The organism is Aquabacterium sp. (genome assembly GCF_036279675.1).
Classification (GTDB): domain Bacteria; phylum Pseudomonadota; class Gammaproteobacteria; order Burkholderiales; family Burkholderiaceae_C; genus Aquabacterium.
In genome coordinates this window covers 61,568-80,704 of the sequence record NZ_DASUIS010000072.1, presented here as the reverse complement: position 1 = coordinate 80,704, position 19,137 = coordinate 61,568, and the positions used below count along the sequence as shown (strand labels likewise).

Here is a 19,137-nt window from a genome sequence, read left to right as displayed (position 1 = left end):
TGGACATGTCTGCCATCCATTCGAGCCGCCGTGCTTTCCTTCGCCGCGCAGGTGCCCTGTCCATGTTGGGGTCGGCTGCGCCCTGGGCCTTCAATCTGGCGGCCATGGCCGACGCGGCTGCGGCCGCCTCATCCAGCGGCGATTACAAGGCCCTGGTGTGCGTGTTCCTGCAAGGCGGCAATGACCAGGCCAACACCCTGATCCCCTTCGATACACCCAGCTACCTGCGCTACAGCGCGGCACGGCCCACACTGGCCATGACGCAAGCCAGTTTGCAGGCCACCGCGCTCACGCCGGCGCAAGCCTTGCCCGATGCCCGCCAGATGGCTCTGGCACCGGCACTGGCCCCGATCAAGCCTTACTTCGACATGGGCAAGCTGGCGGTCCTGCTCAACATCGGCCCGCTGGTTCAGCCCACCACGCTGGACGACTTCCGCGCCCATCGTGTGCCCTTGCCGCCCAAGCTGTTTTCGCACAATGACCAGCAATCGGTCTGGCAGTCGTATGCGCACGAGGGCGCGCAGTCGGGCTGGGGCGGGCGCCTGGGGGATCTGTTCCTGTCAGGCAATGGCAAGGCCGCGTTCACCTGCGTGAACATGGCGGGCAATGCGGTGTTTCTGTCAGGGGATCAAAGCACGCCCTACACGCTGGATCTGGCGGGGCCTGCGCCTTTGCGGGCAGCCGATGGTCTGATGTACGGTTCCGCCGCGTGTTCAGACCTGTTCAAGCGTGTGGTCACCCAGCCCGCCAGCACGCATGTGATGGCGCAGATGCACGCGCGCACCATGAGCCGTGCCGTGGAGGCCCAGGCCGACCTCAGCGCCGCATTGGCCGGCGTGCAGCCCTTGAGCACGCCTTTCACGGCAGGCAATCGCCTGGCCGCGCAGTTGAAGATGGTGGCGCGCATGGTGGCGGCCCGCAGCCAGTTGGGCCTGAGCCGCCAGGTGTTTTTCGTGACGCTGGGCGGCTTTGACCTGCACGACAACCTGGGCAGCCAGCATCCGGTCTTGCTGGGCCAGGTGGCCGATGCGCTCAAGAGCTTTGCCGACGCCACCAATGAGCTGGGCGTGGCCGATCGCGTCACCACCTTCACGGCCAGCGATTTCGGGCGCACGCTCAGCAGCAACGGCGATGGCTCTGACCACGGCTGGGGCAGCCATCACCTGGTGCTGGGTGGGGCCGTGCAAGGCGGGCGCTTCTACGGCGCGCTGCCTGACGCAGGGCTCAACGGCGCGCAGGACATCGGTCAGGGCCGCCTGCTGCCTACGATGGCCGTGGACCAGTTGGCAGGCGCACTGGCGAACTGGATGGGCGTGAGTAGCGTTGATCAACGTGCATTGATCGCCCCCCATCTGTCATCATTTGACCCACAAGTTCTGGCTGATCTTCTGCTTCCAGCGGCGTCGGCGTCGCTCTGAATCCGCTACCATGCGACCCCAGTTCACATGGAGTCCGCATGAGCAGCAGCAAGCCCAACCAACTCAGCCGCACCGTCGCCAAGCTTCAGGGCCTGCCTGGCAACCTGAGCCCCTGGCTGACCAGCTTCATCCTGGGTAATGTGGTGCCACTCGTGGGCACGGCCAGCCTGCGCTTCGAAGAGATCAGCCACGCGCGCGTGGTGGTCAGCATCCGCAATCGCCGCAAGGTGCAGAACCACATCAAGGGCGTGCACGCCGCGGCCATGGCCTTGCTGGCTGAAACGGCCACGGGCTTTTGCGTGGGCATGAACGTACCCGACGACAAGCTACCGCTGATCAAGACGCTGAAGGTGGATTACCTCAAGCGCTCGGTGGGCGACATGAAGGCCGTGGCCCAGTTGCGCCCCGAACAGATCCAGCAGATCCTCACGCAGGACAAGGGCGAGGTGACCGTGCCAGTGACGATCACGGATGAGTCCGGTCAGGAACCCATCCAGTGCGAAATGATCTGGGCCTGGGTGCCCAAGAAACGCTGATCAGCCTGTCCGATCAAGTCTCGTCGTGCGCCACAGCGGGCGTTTCGCCCCGCTCGTAGACCACGTTCGCACGCCCCACCAGCAGGGGATCAGGCTGCGGCACGTTGGTCAGATCCTTGTTGGCATAGGGCAGCTTGTGCAGCAGATAGCGCATGCCATTGAGGCGTGCGCGTTTCTTGCAATCGCTCTTGATCACGGTCCAGGGTGCATCGGCCGTGTCGGTGTGGAAGAACATCGCCTCCTTGGCATGCGTGTAGCTGTCCCACTTGTCGAGCGAGGCCAGGTCGATGGGCGAGAGCTTCCACTGCTTGAGCGGATGCGTCTCGCGCTCCTTGAAGCGGCGGCGCTGTTCCTTGCGGCTCACCGAGAACCAGAACTTGATGAGGTGCACGCCTGAGCGCACCAGATTTCGTTCGAACTCGGGTGCCTGGCGCATGAACTCGCGGTATTCCTCGGGCGTGCAAAAGCCCATCACGTGCTCGACGCCGGCGCGGTTGTACCAGCTGCGGTCGAACAGCACGATCTCGCCGGCCGTGGGCAGGTGCTGCACGTAGCGCTGGAAGTACCACTGACCTTTCTCGACATCGCTGGGTTTTTCGAGCGCGACCACGCGGGCGCCCCGTGGGTTGAGGTGCTCCATCATGCGTTTGATCGTGCCGCCCTTGCCGGCCGCATCGCGGCCCTCAAACAGGATCACCACCTTGGCGCCCGTGGCCTTCACCCAGGCCTGCAGCTTGAGCAACTCCACCTGCAGCCGGTACTTCTGTTTCTCATAGTTCTTGCGCACCATGAGGTTCTTGTATGGGTAGGTGGTGGCATCTCGCCAGTGCGGGGCCAGTTCATCGTCGGGGTTGCCTTTGGGGGCCGTCTTTTCCAGCTTGCCCAGCAGCGCCGCGCGCAGCACGGCGGCATCGTCAGGCGATGAGCCCTTGAGCACGGCGTCCAGGGCCTGCGCCAGGTCTTCTGGCGGGGTCTGGCGCACGATGTCGTGCAAGGCGGCCACTTTGGCTTGTTGCGCGCCTTCGGTCGCTTGTCTGGCCACAACAGCCTCGATGCGCTGGCGTGTGCTGGCAGCGATCACATCCCCCTTGCTGGCCCGGCGCGGTGTTTCTCCAATGGCGGCGCCGGATGTCCGGGCCACTTTGCTGGCTGTCTTGCCCGCGGTGCGGTTGCCGGGCTGCCTGGCCTTCGTGGTGGACTTGCTGGCGGCCTTGCCGCCGGGTTTGCCAGTCGTCTTGCGGGATGCGATCGCGGTTTTTTCCATGGCGTTGTGGTGTTGTTTTCGGTATCCGACAACGCTACGCCTTTGGCGTGCACAGGGCAAGGAATGAATAAGCGGAGTAGTGCAGCTTTTCGCGTGCAAATTGCCGCTTCACGACGCCGACCTGGCACGAGGCACATGGCGAAGAATGGTGCCAACCAGCGCCTCCAGATCGATGGGCTTGACAACCAGATCGACCATGCCCGCTTCCAGGCACTTGGCGTGCTCTTCCGACATGGCGTGCGCGGTCTGTCCGATCACGGGCAGGTTCGGTGCGATCTGCTTGATCTGTCGGGTGGCTTCGTAGCCATCCATCTGCGGCATCTGGATGTCCATGAGCACCACGTCGAAGGCATCGGCGCCGCTTTGGGTGAGGTGGTTCATCACGGCCAGGCCGCTGTCGCCCATGGTGACCTGCGCCCCTTCGTAGCCCAGCAGTTCCGACAGCACCATCTGGTTGACCAGATTGTCTTCGGCAGCCAGCACGCGCAGCCCGGCCAGGCGCCCCGCAGGGCGCTTGCTGTGTGATGGCTCGTCTGGCGTGGTGCTTGTGGGGGGCGTCTGTGTGGAGGGGGGGAGGATCAAAGGCAGGCTCACCTCGAAGCGTGTGCCCTGGCCCGGCTCACTGAAGGCCCGGATGCGGCCATCCAGCAATTCGACCAGGCGCTTGGAAATGGTCAGGCCCAGCCCCGTGCCGCCGTACTGGCGCGTGGTGGAGCCGTCGGCTTGTTCGAAAGGCCTGAACAGGCCCTCGATCTGCGTGGATGTCATGCCGATGCCGGTGTCGATCACATCGATCACGAGCTGATCATCCCTGGCACTGGCACGCACCCGTACCTCGCCGCGTGCCGTGAACTTCACGGCGTTGGACAGCAGGTTCAGCAGGATCTGCTCCAGCCGGAGGGCATCGCTCACACAGGCTGCGGGCACGGTGTCGTCCACCTCGATCAACAGCGGCAAACCTTTTTCGCGGGCGCGTTCCTGCACCATGGCCACCGCCCGTGCCAGCACATCATGGATGCGCAAGGGTTGCATCTCGATGTGCAGCTTGCCCGCCTCGATCTTGGAGAAGTCCAGGATGTCATTGATGATGCCCAGCAGCAGTCGGCCCGATGCGTTGATCTGCTCGAACACCTGGCGTGCCGAGCCTGTGTGGTCGCGGGCGCCGATCTGGGCCAGACCCAGCACGCCATTGAGTGGTGTGCGGATCTCGTGGCTCATGTTGGCCAGGAATTCGCTCTTGATGCGTGCCAGCTGTTCGGCCTCCTGCCGAGCGGCTTCCAGCTCGGCAGTTCGCTCTTGCACCATCTGCTCCAGATGCTCCTGATGGGCCTGCAGCGCCGAGCGAGCCTGGTGTACTTCGCTGATGTCCTGGATGGCACCTTCGATGCGGACCACCTGGCCATCTTGCACAATCGGCTCGCCCTGTGTGCGGATCCATTTGGCTACGCCCTTGGCGCTGATCAGCTCCAGTTCCAGCGCATACGGCTTGCCCTCCAGGACCGCATGTCGGATGGTCTGCATGATCTTGTCCAGGTGCTCGCCCCGGAAGAAGCGCTGCCCGTCGTTGATGCGCAGTGATTCAGGGCGTGCAGGATCGAGGTCCAGGATGCGGGCGGCGCCGTCCGTGCGTGTGCCGATCATGGTGGCCACGTCCAGGCTCCAGCCCCCCACCTTGGCCAGCAGGCTCATGCGGTCGAGCAGGGCTTGCTTGTCGCGCAGGGCGGCCTGGGCCTCCACCATGTCCGATACGTCTCGGGACAAGCCAAACATGCCCGTCAACTGACCTGCGTCGTCCTTGATGGGGCCCTTGGTCACCAGGAAGGTGCGGCGCTTGCCGTTGCGGAAAGTCAGTTGTTCTTCATCGGTTCGCGTCGTGCCCGATTGCATGATGGCCTGGTCGACTTCCCGGATCTTGCGGGCCGAGGCTTCATCAAACAGCGCGCTGTCGTCCTGGCCGAGCAACTGTTCGATTGGTATGCCCGTCATGTCGCTGGTGGCCTGGTTGACCATCAGGTAGCGGCCTTCCCTGTCCTTGACGAAGATGGCGTCCGTGGTGCCCTCGATCACGGAGCGAAGCAGTTGTTCGCTCTGGCGCAAGGCCGCTTCGGTGCGACGTCGCTCGGTGACATCCAGGGCCAGACCGATCACGGCATGCCCCGATGAGGTCTTCAGGCCACGTCCGTGCACTTCGAGTTCGATGGGCGAGCCGTCTCGCCTCAGCCCGGTGAAGCCATATCGAACCTCCTGCCTGGGGTCGTCGAAACGGGCCTGAAGATGCTGGGTGACGCGGTCTCTGTCTTGCGGAGAGACCAACGCGCTCACCGGCAGGCGATGGACGATGTCATCGGGATCGTCGTAGCCCAGCATCCTGGCGAATGCCGGGTTCACATACCGGAATCGATCGCCCTGGATGATGTAGATGCCCGCCAGGGTCTGTTCGACCAGGGCTTCGAACTTGCGGTTGCTGGTGCGGTGTTCCAGCCGGCGCAGCCACTCGATCATCATGCTCATGAGCATGCCCATGGCAAAGAAGACACCGATGGCCACGATCCACGATGGCTTGGCCAGCTGCCATGACATGTAAGGTGGCACGAAGATGTACCAGCTCAACGCCGTCGACAAGGTCGTGGCCAGAAAACCGGCGAGCCACCCTCCCAGCCAGGCCGCGGTGAACACGGCGGGGTAGTAAAGCAGCCAGGCGTAGGGGTCGAGCTGACCCCAGAACGCCCACTGGAGGGATGACGCCAGCAGTGGGGGAAGGAGACCCCACAGCACGCCGCTCAGGGTCAATGGTGTCGGGGCCTCATCGGTGAGATGGACGTCCACCTCGGCGGGTGCGTTCTGCAGCGTGACCCACAGCATCGCGGCCGTGACAGCGATGAAGACCAGGCCCTTGAACGTGGAGAAACGGGCCAGCAGGTGCGGGTCTGCAAACAGTTCCAGCACCCGGTCCGACAGCAGGATCCAGGCGCCCGCGAACACGGCGTAGCCCACAGTGGCCCGAAGGCTGAACAGTGTTCGTCGCGTGACCTGCATCCATGTGCTCCGCCCCTGAGGATAGGGGGTCACATGATTATGGCGCCCGGCGCCCGATGCGCCGCGCTAGGGTTCAACCGGGTGTCAGTTGCTCGCGTCAACCCGGGCCGTCACGGCCTTGCCGCTGCGCAGGCCCAGTTTCTTCAGCAAGGCCTGGTCGTTGTCGAAAGCCGGGTTGCCGGTGGTCAGCAGCTTGTCGCCGTAGAAGATGGAGTTGGCGCCGGCCAGGAAGCACAGCGCCTGCACGGCCTCGCTCATGGCCTGGCGGCCAGCGGAGAGGCGCACGCGGGCCTTGGGCATGGTGATGCGCGCCACGGCGATGGTGCGCACGAACTCCAGGGGGTCCAGCGGCGGCGTGTCGGCCAACGGGGTGCCTGGCACGCGCACCAGATCGTTGATGGGCACGGATTCGGGGTAGGTGGGCAGGTTGGCAAGCTGGGCGATCAGGCCGGCGCGGCCTTCGCGGGTTTCGCCCATGCCCACAATACCCCCACTGCAAACCTTGATATTGGCGCTGCGCACGTGGCCCAGGGTGTCCAGGCGGTCCTGCAGATCGCGGGTGGAGATGATGTCGCCGTACAGCTCGGGCGCCGTGTCGAGGTTGTGGTTGTAGTAATCCAGGCCGGCATCCTTGAGCGACCGGGCTTGCGTGTCGGTCAGCATGCCCAGGGTGCAGCAGGCTTCCAGGCCTTCGTCCTTGATCACGCCGATCAGCTCGGCCACTTTCTCGATGTCGCGGTCTTTCGGGGCACGCCAGGCGGCGCCCATGCAGAAGCGGCTGGCACCAGCTTCACGTGCGGCCACCACGGCTTCACGCACCTCGTCGGGCGACATCAGCTTGCTGGCTTCCACGCCGGTGTCGTGCGAGGCCGATTGCGGGCAATAGCCGCAGTCTTCAGGGCAGCCGCCGGTCTTGACCGACAAGAGCGTGGCGTGCTCGATTTCGTTGGCGTCCCAGTTGGCGCGGTGCACCTGCTGGGCCTGCCAAAGCAGATCGTTGAAGGGCAGGTTCAGCAGTTCCAGCACCTTGGCGCGGGGCCAGCGTGCGTCCAGCCCGTCCGGATCGGTGCAGTCGCCGCCACAGCCGTGGCTGTTGAGGATGGCCTTCTTGGGGACGATCTGGATCGGCTTGGATTCAGTCGAAGAGGGGGTCGAGCACTGAGAAGACATGGACTGACGACCGCGCCCGGGCGCGGCATGAGTTGACGGAGCAAGCAGATGCGAGTGTAGTCTGCCGTGCGCATGACATGGGTGACGTTAAAATCAGTCTGATGACGTGAATTGATTTTGCGTCAATGTAAGCTCGCGCCATGCGTTTTGAACACCTCATCGAGATCAATTCACCCAAGGTCGCCGTGCAGACGGTGGTGTCCGTCTTCACCCGCGAGCAACTGTGGCGTGGCCTGATGGCGCGCGTCCAGACGCCGCAGCGCTTCCCCAATGGCCCCGAATCGTGCGACTGGCAGGAAACGGCGCCGGGCGTTTTCAGCCGCACGCTGAAGTTTGGTCAGCACGCGTTCAAGGATGAGGTTCACACTGTGCCTCAGCAAAGCATGCAGTTCACGCCCGAGCCGCATGGCGAGACCGCGCCCATCCGCCTGACGATCAGCATCGAAGAGCCGCAGCCTCACCAGATGGTGCTGCGTTTCGTCTACGTGGCCATGGGTGAGCAAACGGCCGAAGAGGCCTATTACAACGACTACCGCCACAACGCCTGGCTGCACAACGACCGGGACATGGTGCGAAGCCTGCGCGAGTGGCTGGACAACGGCGAGTTCGCCTCAAACAGCCACTGATGGCGCTGGCGGGGCTTTGGGCAGCCGCACTGTGAAGCGCGAGCCCACATTCAGTTCGCTGGAGACGGTCACGCTGCCGCCCATGCGCTCCACCAGTTGCTTGACGATGTAGAGGCCCAGCCCCGTGCCCTCGACCTTGGCCGACATGGCCTGAACCCGACTGAAGGGGTGGAAGAGCTCGGCCGTGTCCTTCGGCGTCAGGCCCACGCCGTTGTCGGCGATCACGAGGCTGATGTGGTCGGCCTCTTCGTTGGCGTCCAGCGTGATGTGGCCACCAGGGCGGTTGTACTTGCAACCATTGCTCAGCAAATTGACCAGCACCTGTTGCAGGCGGGCGCTGTCCGCCAGGACATGAAAGCGTTGCGCCGGGATGCGGTTGACGACGGTGACCTCATAACGCTGCAGTGCCGCTTCCACAAGTACCAGGCTGGCGTGCACGATGCCCGACAGCTCGGTCGGACTCGGGTGGATGCCGATCTCGCCAGCTTCCACCTTGCTGAGGTCCAGCACGTCTTCGACCAGCTTGAGCAGTTGCTGCCCCGCATCCAGAATCCACTCCACCTGCTTCTGCTGAGGTGGTGGCAGGGTGTGCTGCCGATCCATGGACAGCAGTTGTGCAAAGCCCAGGATGGCGTTGAGCGGGGTGCGCAACTCATGGCTGAGTCGGGACAGGAACTGGCGCTGTGACTGTGCCACCTTCTCTGCGGCGTCGCGCTCGATGTGCAACTGCTGCTGGTGGTGCGCCTGGGTGACATCGCGCACGACGCCAATGAGGCGCAAGGCGGGGTCTGCGCCATGATCGGGCAGGCTGCCAATGGTTTCGAGGTAGCGCGCCTGGGACTGGCCCGGCACCATGACGCGCAAGGTCAGCCGAAACAGGTCCTCGCCTGCCAGGGCGGCCTTCACGGCTTGTTCAGCCAGGCCGCGGTCTTCGGGCACCACACGTTCCATGAGCGCGCGCCCGGGCAGGGTGATGGCGCGCTCCTCCAGCCCGTACAAGGCCGCGGCATGGGCGTCCAGCGTCACGACGCTGCCATCGGCGCTCAGTTCGAACAAGCCCATTCGGGCGCCCAGCACGGCCAGTTCGAGCTTGCGATTGGCGCGAGACAGCGCCTGCTGATAACGTTGCTGGCGCATCAGGCCTTGTCGCATGATCAGGTAGCCCGTGAGCGACAGGGCGGCCATCGCCAGCAGCGTGGAGCCCGTCAACAGGTTCTCGGTGACACGAGAGGCGCGGGCCAGGTTGGCGCTGAAGCGGATCTCGGCCTGGAACAGCGCCGTGTTGATGTCCCGGATGTCTTGCAGGATGGCGCGCAGGTCCGCGGGCGGCGAGCCCTGCAACACGGCTGTGCGCAAAGCCTGCCCTCTGGATTGCAGTTGCGCGATCAGCTCATCGCCTTCTTCCCAGGCGGCCAGCGAGTCCTTGAACAGATCGCGGCTGCCAAAATGACGGAACAGGGTGATCATGCCGTCGATGTCATCCGGGTGATTGCCCCCCTCCCGGAATGCTTGCCGGATGGCTTGCGTGTCTGTCGAGTGGTTGCTCATGCCTTCGCGGGCCCGCCGATCACCCAGAGGAACCCGCAGCGCCTGTTCGAACAATGCGTAGTCGGCGGGGTCGTGGCTGCTGGCGTAGTCACGCAGGTGTTGCACCGCTTCGTTGCGCGCTTTGGACCACAGGCTTTCGCCGCCCACATAAGCGCGCACCGCGCCCAGCAGCATGATGGTGGTGATGGCCAGCGCGCCGGCGAGACTCACCACCACCACGGAGGGCGCCAGTACATACACGTACAGGCGCCACGCGGGCGGGCGACGGACCGATGCAGGCGTCATCAGGAATGTTTGCACCATGGGAGTGCATCAACGCTATCAGAAAGGCCTCGTGAAGAAAAGCAAGCGGACCTTAAGCGTGCCTGGCGTTGCGCAACTACAGCACAGGGTGCGGCAGCATCAGCCGATCTGATGGCGGGAAAACGCGAGCCCGGCCCTCTGATACAGCCTGGCGCAAGGTGGGTACGGTGGTACGCATGGCGTCAGCACTGTCACCCAGCCCGCGCACCACACACAAGGCTGCAGGGCCGCAGGCCGCATACCGGCTGAGGTCCTGTGGTGTCAGCAAGCCGCCGATCGCCACCACCGGGGCAGGGCTGTGCGCAACCCACCATCGCAGGTTGTCTTCGCCTTGAGGCACCCAGGGCATGTCCTTGGTGGTGGTGGGCAACACCGGGCCGCAAGCGATGAGGCTGGCGCCACAACCTGCCGCACGTGCCAGCTCCCAGACGCTGTGGGAGCTCAACCCGAGCACGACGCGGTGGCGTGCGTTCAGCAGGCGCTCGCACGATGGTTCGTCGAGCGCCTGCAAATCCTCTTGCCCCAGGTGGAGGCCAGTGTCTTCCTGCATGGCCAAGGCTTGCTGCCAGTGGTCATTGATGAAGAGCAAGGCACCCTGTTGGGCGCAGGCGCTTGCGCTGGCGCGCATGTGGGCTGCCACACCATCTGATGGTTTGTGTCGCAACTGCAGGCATTGCAGTCCTGCGTCCACGGCACTGCGGAGTCGCTCGCTGTCAGGCAAGATGCCGTAAAGGCCGTCCGCAGGGGGCTCGAAGGGCTTGAACAAGGGCGTGGTCTCACCTTGGCCATGCGTGAGCTGCCATGGCAAGGCGCGGCCGATGCCCAGCCAGGGCAGGGGGCCCAGCGTTTGTGCGGCTGAGGCCATGACGGGGCCGGGGCCTTGACCGGCCTCGTGTGCCCTTTGCAGCGCCTGGGTGGTCAGCATCTTGGCCAGCACGATGGCGTCAGCGCACACATGCCCTAGCGCCAGGGCACTGGCCGCGGCGGCCGCGAACGTGCATCCACTGCCATGGTGATGGGGGGTGGGGATACGGCGGTTGCACAGCCAGCCATGCGCATGAGGCGCCGCATCCATCCAGTCCAGGGCCCAATCGGCCAGGGGCGCATCGCCGCCGGTGATGACCACGTTGCGTGCACCCAGCTCGCGCAGGCGCAAGGCCAGATCAGGCAGATCCTGCTGGGGGCCATCGTGGCGGCCAGGCCGCCCCAGCACGCGGCAAGCTTCTGCCCGGTTCGGTGTGATCAGCGTGGCCAGTGGCAGCAGGTGGCGCCGGTAGGCCCACAGAATCTCGTCATTGCAGAAGGCGGCACCACCGGCCGACGCGCCCAGCACCGGGTCGATGACCAGGGGCAGATCGGGGTTGTGTTCACGCAGTTGCCTGACCCAGCTGGCGACCATCTCGATCAAGGTGGTGTCCCCCAGCAAGCCCGTCTTGATGGCCGCAGGCGGCATGTCCTGGGCCAGGGCCTTGAGTTGGGCGTCGAGTTGGGCGGGTGACAGCGGATAGACCGCCTGAACACCCGTCGAGTTCTGGGCCGTGACACTGGCGACCACCGGGCACAGGTGCACGCCCATGGCGTCGGCTGCGCGCTGGTCGGCACTCAGGCCGGCGCCGCCGCCACTGTCGTGGCCGGCGATGCTCCATACAACGGGGGGACGAGCAGCAGGAGGCATGGGCATCACAACAAGACGAAAGGTTGACCGCCCACAGGCGTGGTGGCCACGGCCACGTCACTCGTGGCCATCAGGCCGGCCTGGAATCCGGTGCGGCCGCCTTGTACGGCATGGGCAAACGCGCGCGCCATGGCCACCGGGTTGCCTGACTGCGATACAGCCGAGTTCAACAGCACGGCATCCATGCCCAGCTCCATCGCGGCCGCGGCATGTGATGGGGCCCCCAGGCCCGCGTCCACGATCAAGGTGATGTGCGGCAGGCGGGCACGCAAGGTGCGCAGCGCCCAGGGGTTGAGCAGCCCCAGGCCGGAGCCAATGGGCGCAGCCCATGGCATGAGGATGCGGCAACCAGCGTCTACCAGGCGCTGTGCGCTGACCAGGTCATCGGTGCAATAGGGCAGCACCTCGAAGCCATCGCTGATCAGCTGGCGTGCAGCTTCCACGAGCTCGAAGGGGTCGGGTTGCAGCGTCTGCTCATCGCCCACGACTTCCAGCTTGATCCAGTGCGTGCCCAGTAGCTCGCGCGCCATGTAGGCCAGGTTGATCGCCTCGCGTGCGCTGCGGCAGCCGGCAGTATTGGGCAGCAGATGGGCGCCGCGTTCTCTGGCCGTGTCCCGGATGATCTGCACGAAGCCGTTGTCGCCACTGCCCGGCACGGCCAGCGTCCGCTTGAGGCCCAGCGTGAGCACTTGCGAGCCGGAGGCGTCGATGGCTTCGCGCAGCACCTGTGGCGAAGGGTAGCCTGCCGTGCCCAGCAGGAAGCGGCTGTGCAGGGTGGTGTCACCAATCTGCCAGGTGTCTGTCATGTCGGGTCTCCTTGTGAGCGTGAGGCATCTATCCGCCGGTGATGGGGGAAAAGCACAGCACGGCGTCGCCGTCCTGCAGCAGGTGCGCAGCGCGTGCGCCACGTGCCACGAACTCGCCGTTGACGGCCGTGGCCACCTGTTCTGCTTGCTTGTTCATCAGCGGCAGCAAGTGCGCCAGCGCGTCGCTCAGGGTGCTGCCCGGTGGCAGGCTCAAAGGGCCTTGGTCCGTGTGCACGGTGATGTGCAGGGCTGGAGATGCAGCGATGTTCATGGGGTCAATCAGATGGCCAGGGCGGGGTCATCGCAGGCTGTCGTGCTGGCAAGGCCGATGCGTGCCAAGGCCTCGTCGATCAGAGACGGGCCCAGCAGCCAGCCGTGGCGGTACAGGCCGTTGATGCGCACCATGCCGGGTTCAATGTGGATCTCGGGACGGTGGTCGGGCAGGGCGGGGCGCAGGTTCACGTCCATGCGCACGATGCGGGCCTCCGCCAGTGCGGGGATCACGCTGTGCGCAGCGGCCATCAATTCGACGGCTGATCGCAGGGACATGGGCGAGCGATCCTCGCTTTCGATTTCGCTGGCACCGATGAGCACCATGTCGCCCGGCCGGGGCACGATATAGACGCGATGGCGTGGGTGCAGCAGCCGCACCGGGCGTTGCAGCTCCACACCTGGGGCATGCAGCCACACCACCTCACCTCGCACACCGCGCACGGGGGCGTCCGGTCTGGCGCCGGTGCCGCGCAGGTCGAAGACCCAGTCGAAGTGATCGGCCTGATGGTTGTGGCAGCCGGCCACGTCCAGCCTGTGCGGGCTGACGTGCTTGACCGGTTGCGCCCAGTGCCACTGCACATGGGGCGCATCTTCAAAGAGGCATTGCAGCGTGCGCACGGTGTCGATGTGGCCTTCGCCGTGCAGCATCCAGGCATGCAGAGGGCCGGCGCTGCCATGCAGGCAGGGCTCGACCTGTCGCAACTGGCCGGCACTCAAGGGCTCGGGTTGTCTGGGCGCAGCCGTGGTGCGGCGGGCCGGGGTGTGCAGGCCATCGTCCAGGCGGCTCAACACCCGTTTTGCCGCGCCCAGATCGGTGCCGTGCGCCACCATGAGGCTGCCGCGTTGTGCGAAATATGGTGGCTTGTAGGTACGCCGAGCCAGCGCTCCGGTGATCTGCTCCCAGCGCGTGATCGAGTGCCAGCCGCGCTCGGCCACGTCAGGCTCGGCCGACTCCAGTTCGGCCAGCGGGCTGAGCATGCCGGCCGCGGTGAAGCCGGCTGCGCCGTGCCCGTCATAGGCCGGTTGCGGGCCGGGGGCGGGGTCGAACACGCTGACCTGGTGGCCTTGGTGGGCCAGGGTCCAGGCCACCAGTCGGCCCAGCAGACCCGCACCGGCAATGCCGATCTTCAGCTTGCGGTCTCCCGCATGGCTTGCGCTGCACATGATCAGGCCGCCGGTTTGTCTGCCTTGATGGGGATGTAGAGCTCGCCACCCACGGTCTTGAACTCTTCGGACTTGGCGGCCATGCCTTGCGCCGCAAACTCCCTCACCTCCTGCGTGATCTTCATCGAGCAGAACTTGGGGCCGCACATCGAGCAGAAGTGCGCCACCTTGGAGGCGTCCTTCGGCAGCGTCTCATCGTGGAAGTCGCGCGCGGTCTCGGGGTCCAGACCCAGGTTGAACTGGTCCTGCCAGCGGAAGTCGAAGCGGGCTTGCGAGAGCGCATCGTCACGGGCTCGGGCACCGGGGTGGCCCTTGGCGATGTCGGCGGCGTGCGCGGCGATCTTGTAGGCGATCAGGCCTTGCTTGACGTCGTCGCGGTTGGGGAGGCCCAGGTGCTCCTTGGGGGTGACGTAGCACAGCATGGCCGTGCCCATCCAGCCGATCATGGCTGCACCGATGGCGCTGGCGATGTGGTCGTAGCCGGGAGCAATGTCGATGGTCAGCGGGCCCAGGGTGTAGAAGGGCGCTTCGTGGCAGTGCTTGAGCTGCTCGTCCATATTGGCCTGGATCATGTGCATGGGCACGTGGCCAGGGCCTTCGATCATGGTCTGCACGTCGTGCTGCCACGCAATCTGCGTGAGTTCGCCCAGCGTTTTCAGCTCGGCAAACTGGGCTTCGTCGTTTGCATCGCTGAGCGAGCCCGGGCGCAGGCCATCACCCAGCGAGAAGCTCACGTCGTACGCCTTCATGATCTCGCAGATCTCTTCGAAGTGCGTGAACAGGAAGTTCTCCTTGTGGTGCGCGATGCACCACTTCGCCAGGATCGAGCCCCCACGCGAGACGATGCCGGTGCGGCGGTTGGCCGTGAGGTGGATGAAAGGCAGGCGCACGCCAGCGTGGATGGTGAAGTAGTCCACGCCCTGTTCGGCTTGCTCGATCAGGGTGTCGCGGTAGATGGCCCAGGTGAGGTCTTCGGCCACGCCGCCCACCTTTTCCAGCGCCTGGTAGATGGGCACGGTGCCGATGGGCACGGGGCTGTTGCGCACGATCCAGTCGCGCGTGGTGTGGATGTGCTTCCCGGTGGACAGGTCCATCACGTTGTCGGCACCCCAGCGGATGGCCCACACGAGCTTTTCCACTTCTTCTTCAATGCTGGATGTGACCGCCGAGTTGCCGATGTTGGCGTTGATCTTGACCAGGAAGTTGCGGCCAATGGCCATCGGCTCCAGCTCGGTGTGGTTGATGTTGGCCGGGATGATGGCGCGGCCACGGGCCACTTCTTCGCGCACGAACTCGGGCGTGATCTCGCGCGGGATGGCCGCGCCCATCGGGTTGCCTCGCAGACGGGTCTCGCGTTCGGCATCGACGCCGTACTTGCTGCGCCAGTCTTCGGCCAGATCCAGTCTGCGCTGGTTTTCGCGCAGGGCCACGAACTCCATTTCGGGCGTGATGATGCCTTTGCGCGCGTAGTGCATCTGCGTCACGTTGTGGCCGGCCTTGGCGCGACGTGGTGTACGTTGCAGACCGGCGGCGGCGGCGCGCAGGGCGGCCATGCGCTCGTCATGGCGTTCGTCGGGCTTGAGCCCGTCGTCCACGGCCTGGATGGAGCGACCTTCGTAGGTTTCCGTGTCACCACGGGCGATCACGGCGGCCTCGCGCACAGGCGGCAGCCCCTTGGTGACGTCGATGCTGACGTTCGGATCGGTATACGGGCCCGAGCAGTCGTACAGCGTCACGGACTCGCCGTTGGTCAGGCTGACCTCGCGCATGGGCACGCGCACGCCTTGGTGGCTGCCTTGCACGTACACCTTGCGGGAAGCAGGCAGGGGTTCGCGGGTCAGACGCGTGAGTTCATCGAGCGCTTGCAGGGCAGCGGTGGCGACGGCAGGATCGGGGGCGTTCATCGGCAGCTCCATCGGATGGCAGTGGCAACACATGCTCCGAGGGGTGCCTGGAACCTGACGGGTGTCAGGCGCTGCGAGGTGTGATCAGGCCCCAGGCCCGTCCACTTGAGGTGGACAGAAGGGGCGAGGGCGGACCACTCGCATCAGGTACAGCTCTTCTTTCGCCGGTATGAACCGGATCAAGTTCAGCGGGTTCGGTATTCCATCTCAGCGCCAGCACGAATCTCGTGAGGCACACCCCGGAGCAGCGCAGAGTGTAAGCGCAAGCGAAGGGGTAGATGAAATGCCTGTCAGGAAATAAGGGAAATCAGCGATCAGTGATGGAAGCTGGCTTCAATCACGCCGTTCTTGTGCATGGCGCTGAAGCTGCTGCCATTGCCTGCGATGGCGGGCTTGATGACAGCCAGATCATGGGCGGACTCCACGCGTTGCGGCGTTTTGGGAGTCATGAAGCGGTCCTTGAATGCCGTGAGGGCCTGGTTGGCTTCATTGGGCGTGGGGCCAATGAGTGCCAGCAGCAAAGCAAGGGGCGCGATGGCGTACAACGGTCGCATGGGGTGATCAATGACAGTGAATGCCTGAAATATTTCTGAATGGATTGAGTGTAGGAAGCGGGGGGAGGTGGGGCCATCCCCGGCACAGGGGGGCCATATCCCTCGACCATGGGGGACAAAAACCCCAGGAAGGCACTCAGGGAAGCAGGGTTGACCGGCTCAGGCCTGGTCCCGCGCCACGATGCGGATGCGGTGATCCTTGCCGGGGGCGGCGCTGTGGCCGCAGTTGCCGCACCCGCTGCCACACGACGCCGAAGAGGTGGTCTTGGTGCCACAGGCAGTCGAGCCGGATGACGCCGCGGTAGCTGGGTTGCCAAACAGGCCCTTGAACCCCGGCCACCAGCGCCGCATCAGGTAGGCAGCCGCCATCAGGCCGATGGCCAGGGTGACGAGGCTTTGCCAGTCCGCGCGCATGATCAGGCTCCCCACCTGAGGGCCAGGTGATAGACCGCGTACGAAGCCACATATGCCAGGGCAAACATATAGCCCAGCATGATCATCGGCACGCGCCAGCCATTCGTTTCACGCCGTGTCACGATCAGCGTGGACAGGCATTGCGGTGCGTACACATACCAGGTCATCAGCGACAGGGCCGTCGGCAGGGACCAGGCATGACCGATCAGGCCTTGCAGCGCGCTGCTCAACTCATCACCTGTTTGCGACATCGAATACACCGTGCCCAGCGCAGCCACGGCCACTTCACGTGCGGCCATGCCGGGCACCAGTGCGATGCAGATCTGCCAGGTGAAGCCGATGGGCGCGAAGATCACTTCCAGCGCACGCCCGGCCATGCCGGCCAGGCTGTATTGAATGGCCGGGCCTGTGGCGCCATCGGGTGGCGAGGGGAAGTTCGACAGGAACCACAGCACGATCATCAGCGACAGGATGATCGTGCCCACCCGCTTGACGAAGATGCTGGCACGCTCCCACAGGCCCAGGGCCAGGTTGCGCAGATGCGGCACGTGGTAATCCGGCAGTTCCATCAGCAGGGGCTGTGCGCCGCCTTGCTTCATGAACTTCTTGAGCACCAGCGCCACCAGCATCGCCGAGAGGATGCCGGCCATGTACAGCGCAAACAGCACCAGCCCCTGCAGATTGAAGATGCCGCCCACCGTGCGCTCGGGGATGAAGGCCGCGATCAGCAAGGCATAGACCGGCAGGCGGGCCGAGCAGGTCATCAGGGGGGCGATCAGGATGGTGACGATGCGGTCGCGCGGATCGGCGATGGTGCGCGTGGCCATGATGCCGGGGATGGCGCAGGCAAAGCTCGACAGCAGCGGGATGAAGGCGCGGCCGGAGAGGCCCACGCTGCCCATGATGCGGTCCAGCAGGAAGGCCGCACGAGGCAGGTAGCCCGAGTCTTCCAGGGCCAGGATGAAGCCGAACAGGATCACGATCTGGGGCAGGAAGACCAGCACGCTGCCAGCCCCGCCAATCACGCCATCCACCAGCAGGCTGCGCAGCATGCCGTCGGCCATGTGGGTCTTCACCAGATCACCGATCTGGCCCATGGCGCCGTCGATCAGGTCCATTGGCACGGCGGCCCAGGTGAACACGGCCTGGAACACCAGGAACATCAGCGCCGCCAGGATCAGCGGGCCCATGACCGGATGCAGCACATAGCGGTCCAGCACGGCAGTCAGTCGCGAACCATGTTCGGGCATGGTCACGCAGGTCGCCAGCAACTGGCCGACGCGTTTGTGCGTTTCTTCCACCGAGGCCTGGGCAATGCGTTCCATCGGGCGCGGTGCCGAGGGCTTGGGCAGCTTGCCCCAGTCCAGCTTGTCCAGCTGTTCAAGCAGGGCGCGCTCGCCACCGGTGCGCACGGCCACGGCTTCGATCACGGGGATGCCCAGTTCCTGCTGCAGCCTCGCGGTGTCGATGTGGATGCCGCGCTTGGTGGCCAGGTCCATCATGTTGATGGCCAGCACCATGGGCACGCCCAGAGTCTGCAACTCCAGCACCATGCGCAGGTTCAGGCGCAGGTTGGTGGCGTCCACCACGCACACGAGGCCGACGGGCGCCGATTCGCCCGCACGCACGCCGGCGATCACATCGCGGGTGATGGCTTCATCGGGCGTGGCCGCCAGCAGGCTGTAGGCGCCGGGCAAGTCCAGCAGGCGCCAGCTCTGGCCGGCGGGCGAGACAAACTGGCCTTCCTTGCGCTCGACCGTGACGCCAGCGTAATTGCCAACCTTTTGTTTGGCGCCCGTCAAGCGGTTGAACAGCGCCGTCTTGCCGCAGTTGGGGTTGCCGACCAGTGCGATCAGCGGGGAGGTTGACACGTCGGGTGTCGCTGCGGCCATGACACAACTCCTGCTGTCAGGCCAGCACAACTTCGATCAGAGACGATTCCAGCTTGCGCATGGCAAAGGTGCTGGTGCCCACGCGTACAGCCAGGGGGCCCCGCCCGAAAAAGATGCGACGCAGTACCTGCACGCGCTCGCCGGGCACGAAGCCCAACTCCATCAGGCGCCGTTTGAGCGCGCCGCCATCGTGGTGGCCGGCTTTGATGTCCTGGATAGTCGCCACCGCCCGCACGGGCAGCTTGTCCAGCGTGATGGCCGGCGACTTGCTGTGATGAGGGTGGCGTTGCGATTTCATGAGCCCATTCTAAGTTTAAATGCGAACGATTCGCAATGACTTTCATTGATCCATGTCACGGAACTCGGGTATGACTCCCGCATTCAGGGGCTGGGTGCATGTGCATACTTCATGCCATTTCCAGCATGTCAAATCTGCGGAAAAGGCAGGTTTTGCCAAATATTGGTCAATGCGGGCAAGACGGTGGCTTGACGGTCAGCGAAGATCTTTGTTATGTTGAATAACGTTCTTCGTTCCGAGTGTGTTGGCATGATGC

General features: G+C 64.8%; 16 protein-coding genes and 1 riboswitch. Of the genes, 3 read left to right on the top strand and 13 right to left on the bottom strand.

Going from position 1 to position 19,137, the window contains the following annotated elements; all coding sequences use genetic code 11:
- Nucleotides 1-5: 5 nt before the first annotated feature.
- Complete coding sequence (locus tag VFW93_RS08945) at nucleotides 6-1,418, top strand: DUF1501 domain-containing protein (RefSeq protein WP_329693649.1); 1,413 nt, start codon at nucleotides 6-8, stop codon at nucleotides 1,416-1,418.
- A gap of 38 nt (nucleotides 1,419-1,456) precedes the next feature.
- A complete protein-coding gene (locus VFW93_RS08940; RefSeq protein ID WP_329693648.1) occupies nucleotides 1,457-1,954 on the top strand; it encodes a DUF4442 domain-containing protein in 498 nt (165 codons plus the stop codon).
- A 13-nt stretch (nucleotides 1,955-1,967) separates the two neighbouring features.
- Here VFW93_RS08940 and ppk2 read toward each other — a convergent pair whose 3' ends face one another.
- The 3 genes from ppk2 to bioB all read right to left on the bottom strand — a co-directional run bounded on the left by ppk2 (nucleotide 1,968) and on the right by bioB (nucleotide 7,307).
- Nucleotides 1,968-3,218, bottom strand: a complete 1,251-nt coding sequence (ppk2, locus tag VFW93_RS08935) for a polyphosphate kinase 2 (protein ID WP_329693647.1) — start codon at nucleotides 3,216-3,218, stop codon at nucleotides 1,968-1,970.
- A 108-nt stretch (nucleotides 3,219-3,326) separates the two neighbouring features.
- Nucleotides 3,327-6,254: a PAS domain S-box protein gene (locus VFW93_RS08930; RefSeq protein ID WP_329693646.1), complete on the bottom strand. Its 2,928-nt coding sequence runs from the start codon at nucleotides 6,252-6,254 to the stop codon at nucleotides 3,327-3,329.
- A gap of 84 nt (nucleotides 6,255-6,338) precedes the next feature.
- A complete protein-coding gene (gene bioB / locus VFW93_RS08925) occupies nucleotides 6,339-7,307 on the bottom strand; it encodes a biotin synthase BioB (protein ID WP_414639630.1) in 969 nt (322 codons plus the stop codon).
- A gap of 257 nt (nucleotides 7,308-7,564) precedes the next feature.
- On the opposite strand from bioB, the gene VFW93_RS08920 reads away from it, so the two are divergent.
- Nucleotides 7,565-8,050, top strand: coding sequence for an AtaL-like protein (locus tag VFW93_RS08920; RefSeq protein WP_329693645.1), 486 nt, complete (start codon nucleotides 7,565-7,567; stop codon nucleotides 8,048-8,050).
- On the opposite strand, the gene VFW93_RS08915 is transcribed toward VFW93_RS08920, so the two are convergent.
- The 10 genes from VFW93_RS08915 to VFW93_RS08870 all read right to left on the bottom strand — a co-directional run bounded on the left by VFW93_RS08915 (nucleotide 8,036) and on the right by VFW93_RS08870 (nucleotide 18,881).
- Nucleotides 8,036-9,901, bottom strand: a complete 1,866-nt coding sequence (locus VFW93_RS08915; protein ID WP_329693644.1) for a PAS domain-containing sensor histidine kinase — start codon at nucleotides 9,899-9,901, stop codon at nucleotides 8,036-8,038. The genes VFW93_RS08920 and VFW93_RS08915 overlap by 15 nt on opposite strands.
- Before the next feature lie 76 nt (nucleotides 9,902-9,977).
- On the bottom strand, nucleotides 9,978-11,576 hold the full coding sequence (gene thiD / locus VFW93_RS08910; protein WP_329693643.1) for a bifunctional hydroxymethylpyrimidine kinase/phosphomethylpyrimidine kinase: 1,599 nt from the start codon (nucleotides 11,574-11,576) through the stop codon (nucleotides 9,978-9,980).
- A gap of 5 nt (nucleotides 11,577-11,581) precedes the next feature.
- Nucleotides 11,582-12,382: a thiazole synthase gene (locus tag VFW93_RS08905; protein WP_329693642.1), complete on the bottom strand. Its 801-nt coding sequence runs from the start codon at nucleotides 12,380-12,382 to the stop codon at nucleotides 11,582-11,584.
- A gap of 28 nt (nucleotides 12,383-12,410) precedes the next feature.
- Entirely contained in the window at nucleotides 12,411-12,653 is a 243-nt protein-coding gene (gene thiS / locus VFW93_RS08900; RefSeq protein WP_329693641.1) for a MoaD/ThiS family protein, read from the bottom strand.
- 8 nt (nucleotides 12,654-12,661) lie between these two features.
- Nucleotides 12,662-13,819, bottom strand: a complete 1,158-nt coding sequence (locus tag VFW93_RS08895; RefSeq protein ID WP_329693640.1) for an FAD-dependent oxidoreductase — start codon at nucleotides 13,817-13,819, stop codon at nucleotides 12,662-12,664.
- A gap of 2 nt (nucleotides 13,820-13,821) precedes the next feature.
- Nucleotides 13,822-15,723 (bottom strand): phosphomethylpyrimidine synthase ThiC, encoded by a 1,902-nt coding sequence (thiC, locus tag VFW93_RS08890; protein ID WP_329693639.1) that lies wholly within the window; start codon nucleotides 15,721-15,723, stop codon nucleotides 13,822-13,824.
- A 139-nt stretch (nucleotides 15,724-15,862) separates the two neighbouring features.
- A riboswitch (TPP riboswitch) is annotated at nucleotides 15,863-15,975 on the bottom strand.
- Nucleotides 15,976-16,037: 62 nt separating this feature from the next.
- Entirely contained in the window at nucleotides 16,038-16,277 is a 240-nt protein-coding gene (locus VFW93_RS08885) for a hypothetical protein (RefSeq protein WP_329693638.1), read from the bottom strand.
- Nucleotides 16,278-16,436: 159 nt separating this feature from the next.
- Nucleotides 16,437-16,691 carry a hypothetical protein gene (locus tag VFW93_RS08880; protein WP_329693637.1) on the bottom strand — a complete coding sequence of 85 codons (255 nt, stop codon included), beginning with the start codon at nucleotides 16,689-16,691 and terminating at the stop codon, nucleotides 16,437-16,439.
- Nucleotides 16,692-16,693: 2 nt separating this feature from the next.
- On the bottom strand, nucleotides 16,694-18,583 hold the full coding sequence (gene feoB / locus VFW93_RS08875) for a ferrous iron transport protein B (RefSeq protein ID WP_329693636.1): 1,890 nt from the start codon (nucleotides 18,581-18,583) through the stop codon (nucleotides 16,694-16,696).
- A gap of 16 nt (nucleotides 18,584-18,599) precedes the next feature.
- Complete coding sequence (locus VFW93_RS08870; RefSeq protein ID WP_329693635.1) at nucleotides 18,600-18,881, bottom strand: FeoA family protein; 282 nt, start codon at nucleotides 18,879-18,881, stop codon at nucleotides 18,600-18,602.
- Between the last annotated feature and the right edge of the window lie 256 nt (nucleotides 18,882-19,137).

What these genes read in the sequence shown, in the direction of transcription:
- ppk2 (WP_329693647.1), bottom strand. Translation starts at nt 3,218, where the DNA reads ATGGAAAAAACCGCGATCGCATCCCGCAAGACGACTGGCAAACCCGGC.
- VFW93_RS08895 (WP_329693640.1), bottom strand. Translation starts at nt 13,819, where the DNA reads ATGTGCAGCGCAAGCCATGCGGGAGACCGCAAGCTGAAGATCGGCATT.
- VFW93_RS08920 (WP_329693645.1), top strand. Translation starts at nt 7,565, where the DNA reads ATGCGTTTTGAACACCTCATCGAGATCAATTCACCCAAGGTCGCCGTG.
- VFW93_RS08870 (WP_329693635.1), bottom strand. Translation starts at nt 18,881, where the DNA reads ATGAAATCGCAACGCCACCCTCATCACAGCAAGTCGCCGGCCATCACG.
- VFW93_RS08945 (WP_329693649.1), top strand. Translation starts at nt 6, where the DNA reads ATGTCTGCCATCCATTCGAGCCGCCGTGCTTTCCTTCGCCGCGCAGGT.
- feoB (WP_329693636.1), bottom strand. Translation starts at nt 18,583, where the DNA reads ATGGCCGCAGCGACACCCGACGTGTCAACCTCCCCGCTGATCGCACTG.
- thiS (WP_329693641.1), bottom strand. Translation starts at nt 12,653, where the DNA reads ATGAACATCGCTGCATCTCCAGCCCTGCACATCACCGTGCACACGGAC.
- VFW93_RS08885 (WP_329693638.1), bottom strand. Translation starts at nt 16,277, where the DNA reads ATGCGACCGTTGTACGCCATCGCGCCCCTTGCTTTGCTGCTGGCACTC.
- VFW93_RS08940 (WP_329693648.1), top strand. Translation starts at nt 1,457, where the DNA reads ATGAGCAGCAGCAAGCCCAACCAACTCAGCCGCACCGTCGCCAAGCTT.
- VFW93_RS08880 (WP_329693637.1), bottom strand. Translation starts at nt 16,691, where the DNA reads ATGCGCGCGGACTGGCAAAGCCTCGTCACCCTGGCCATCGGCCTGATG.
- thiD (WP_329693643.1), bottom strand. Translation starts at nt 11,576, where the DNA reads ATGCCTCCTGCTGCTCGTCCCCCCGTTGTATGGAGCATCGCCGGCCAC.
- VFW93_RS08905 (WP_329693642.1), bottom strand. Translation starts at nt 12,382, where the DNA reads ATGACAGACACCTGGCAGATTGGTGACACCACCCTGCACAGCCGCTTC.
- VFW93_RS08915 (WP_329693644.1), bottom strand. Translation starts at nt 9,901, where the DNA reads ATGGTGCAAACATTCCTGATGACGCCTGCATCGGTCCGTCGCCCGCCC.
- thiC (WP_329693639.1), bottom strand. Translation starts at nt 15,723, where the DNA reads ATGAACGCCCCCGATCCTGCCGTCGCCACCGCTGCCCTGCAAGCGCTC.
- VFW93_RS08930 (WP_329693646.1), bottom strand. Translation starts at nt 6,254, where the DNA reads ATGCAGGTCACGCGACGAACACTGTTCAGCCTTCGGGCCACTGTGGGC.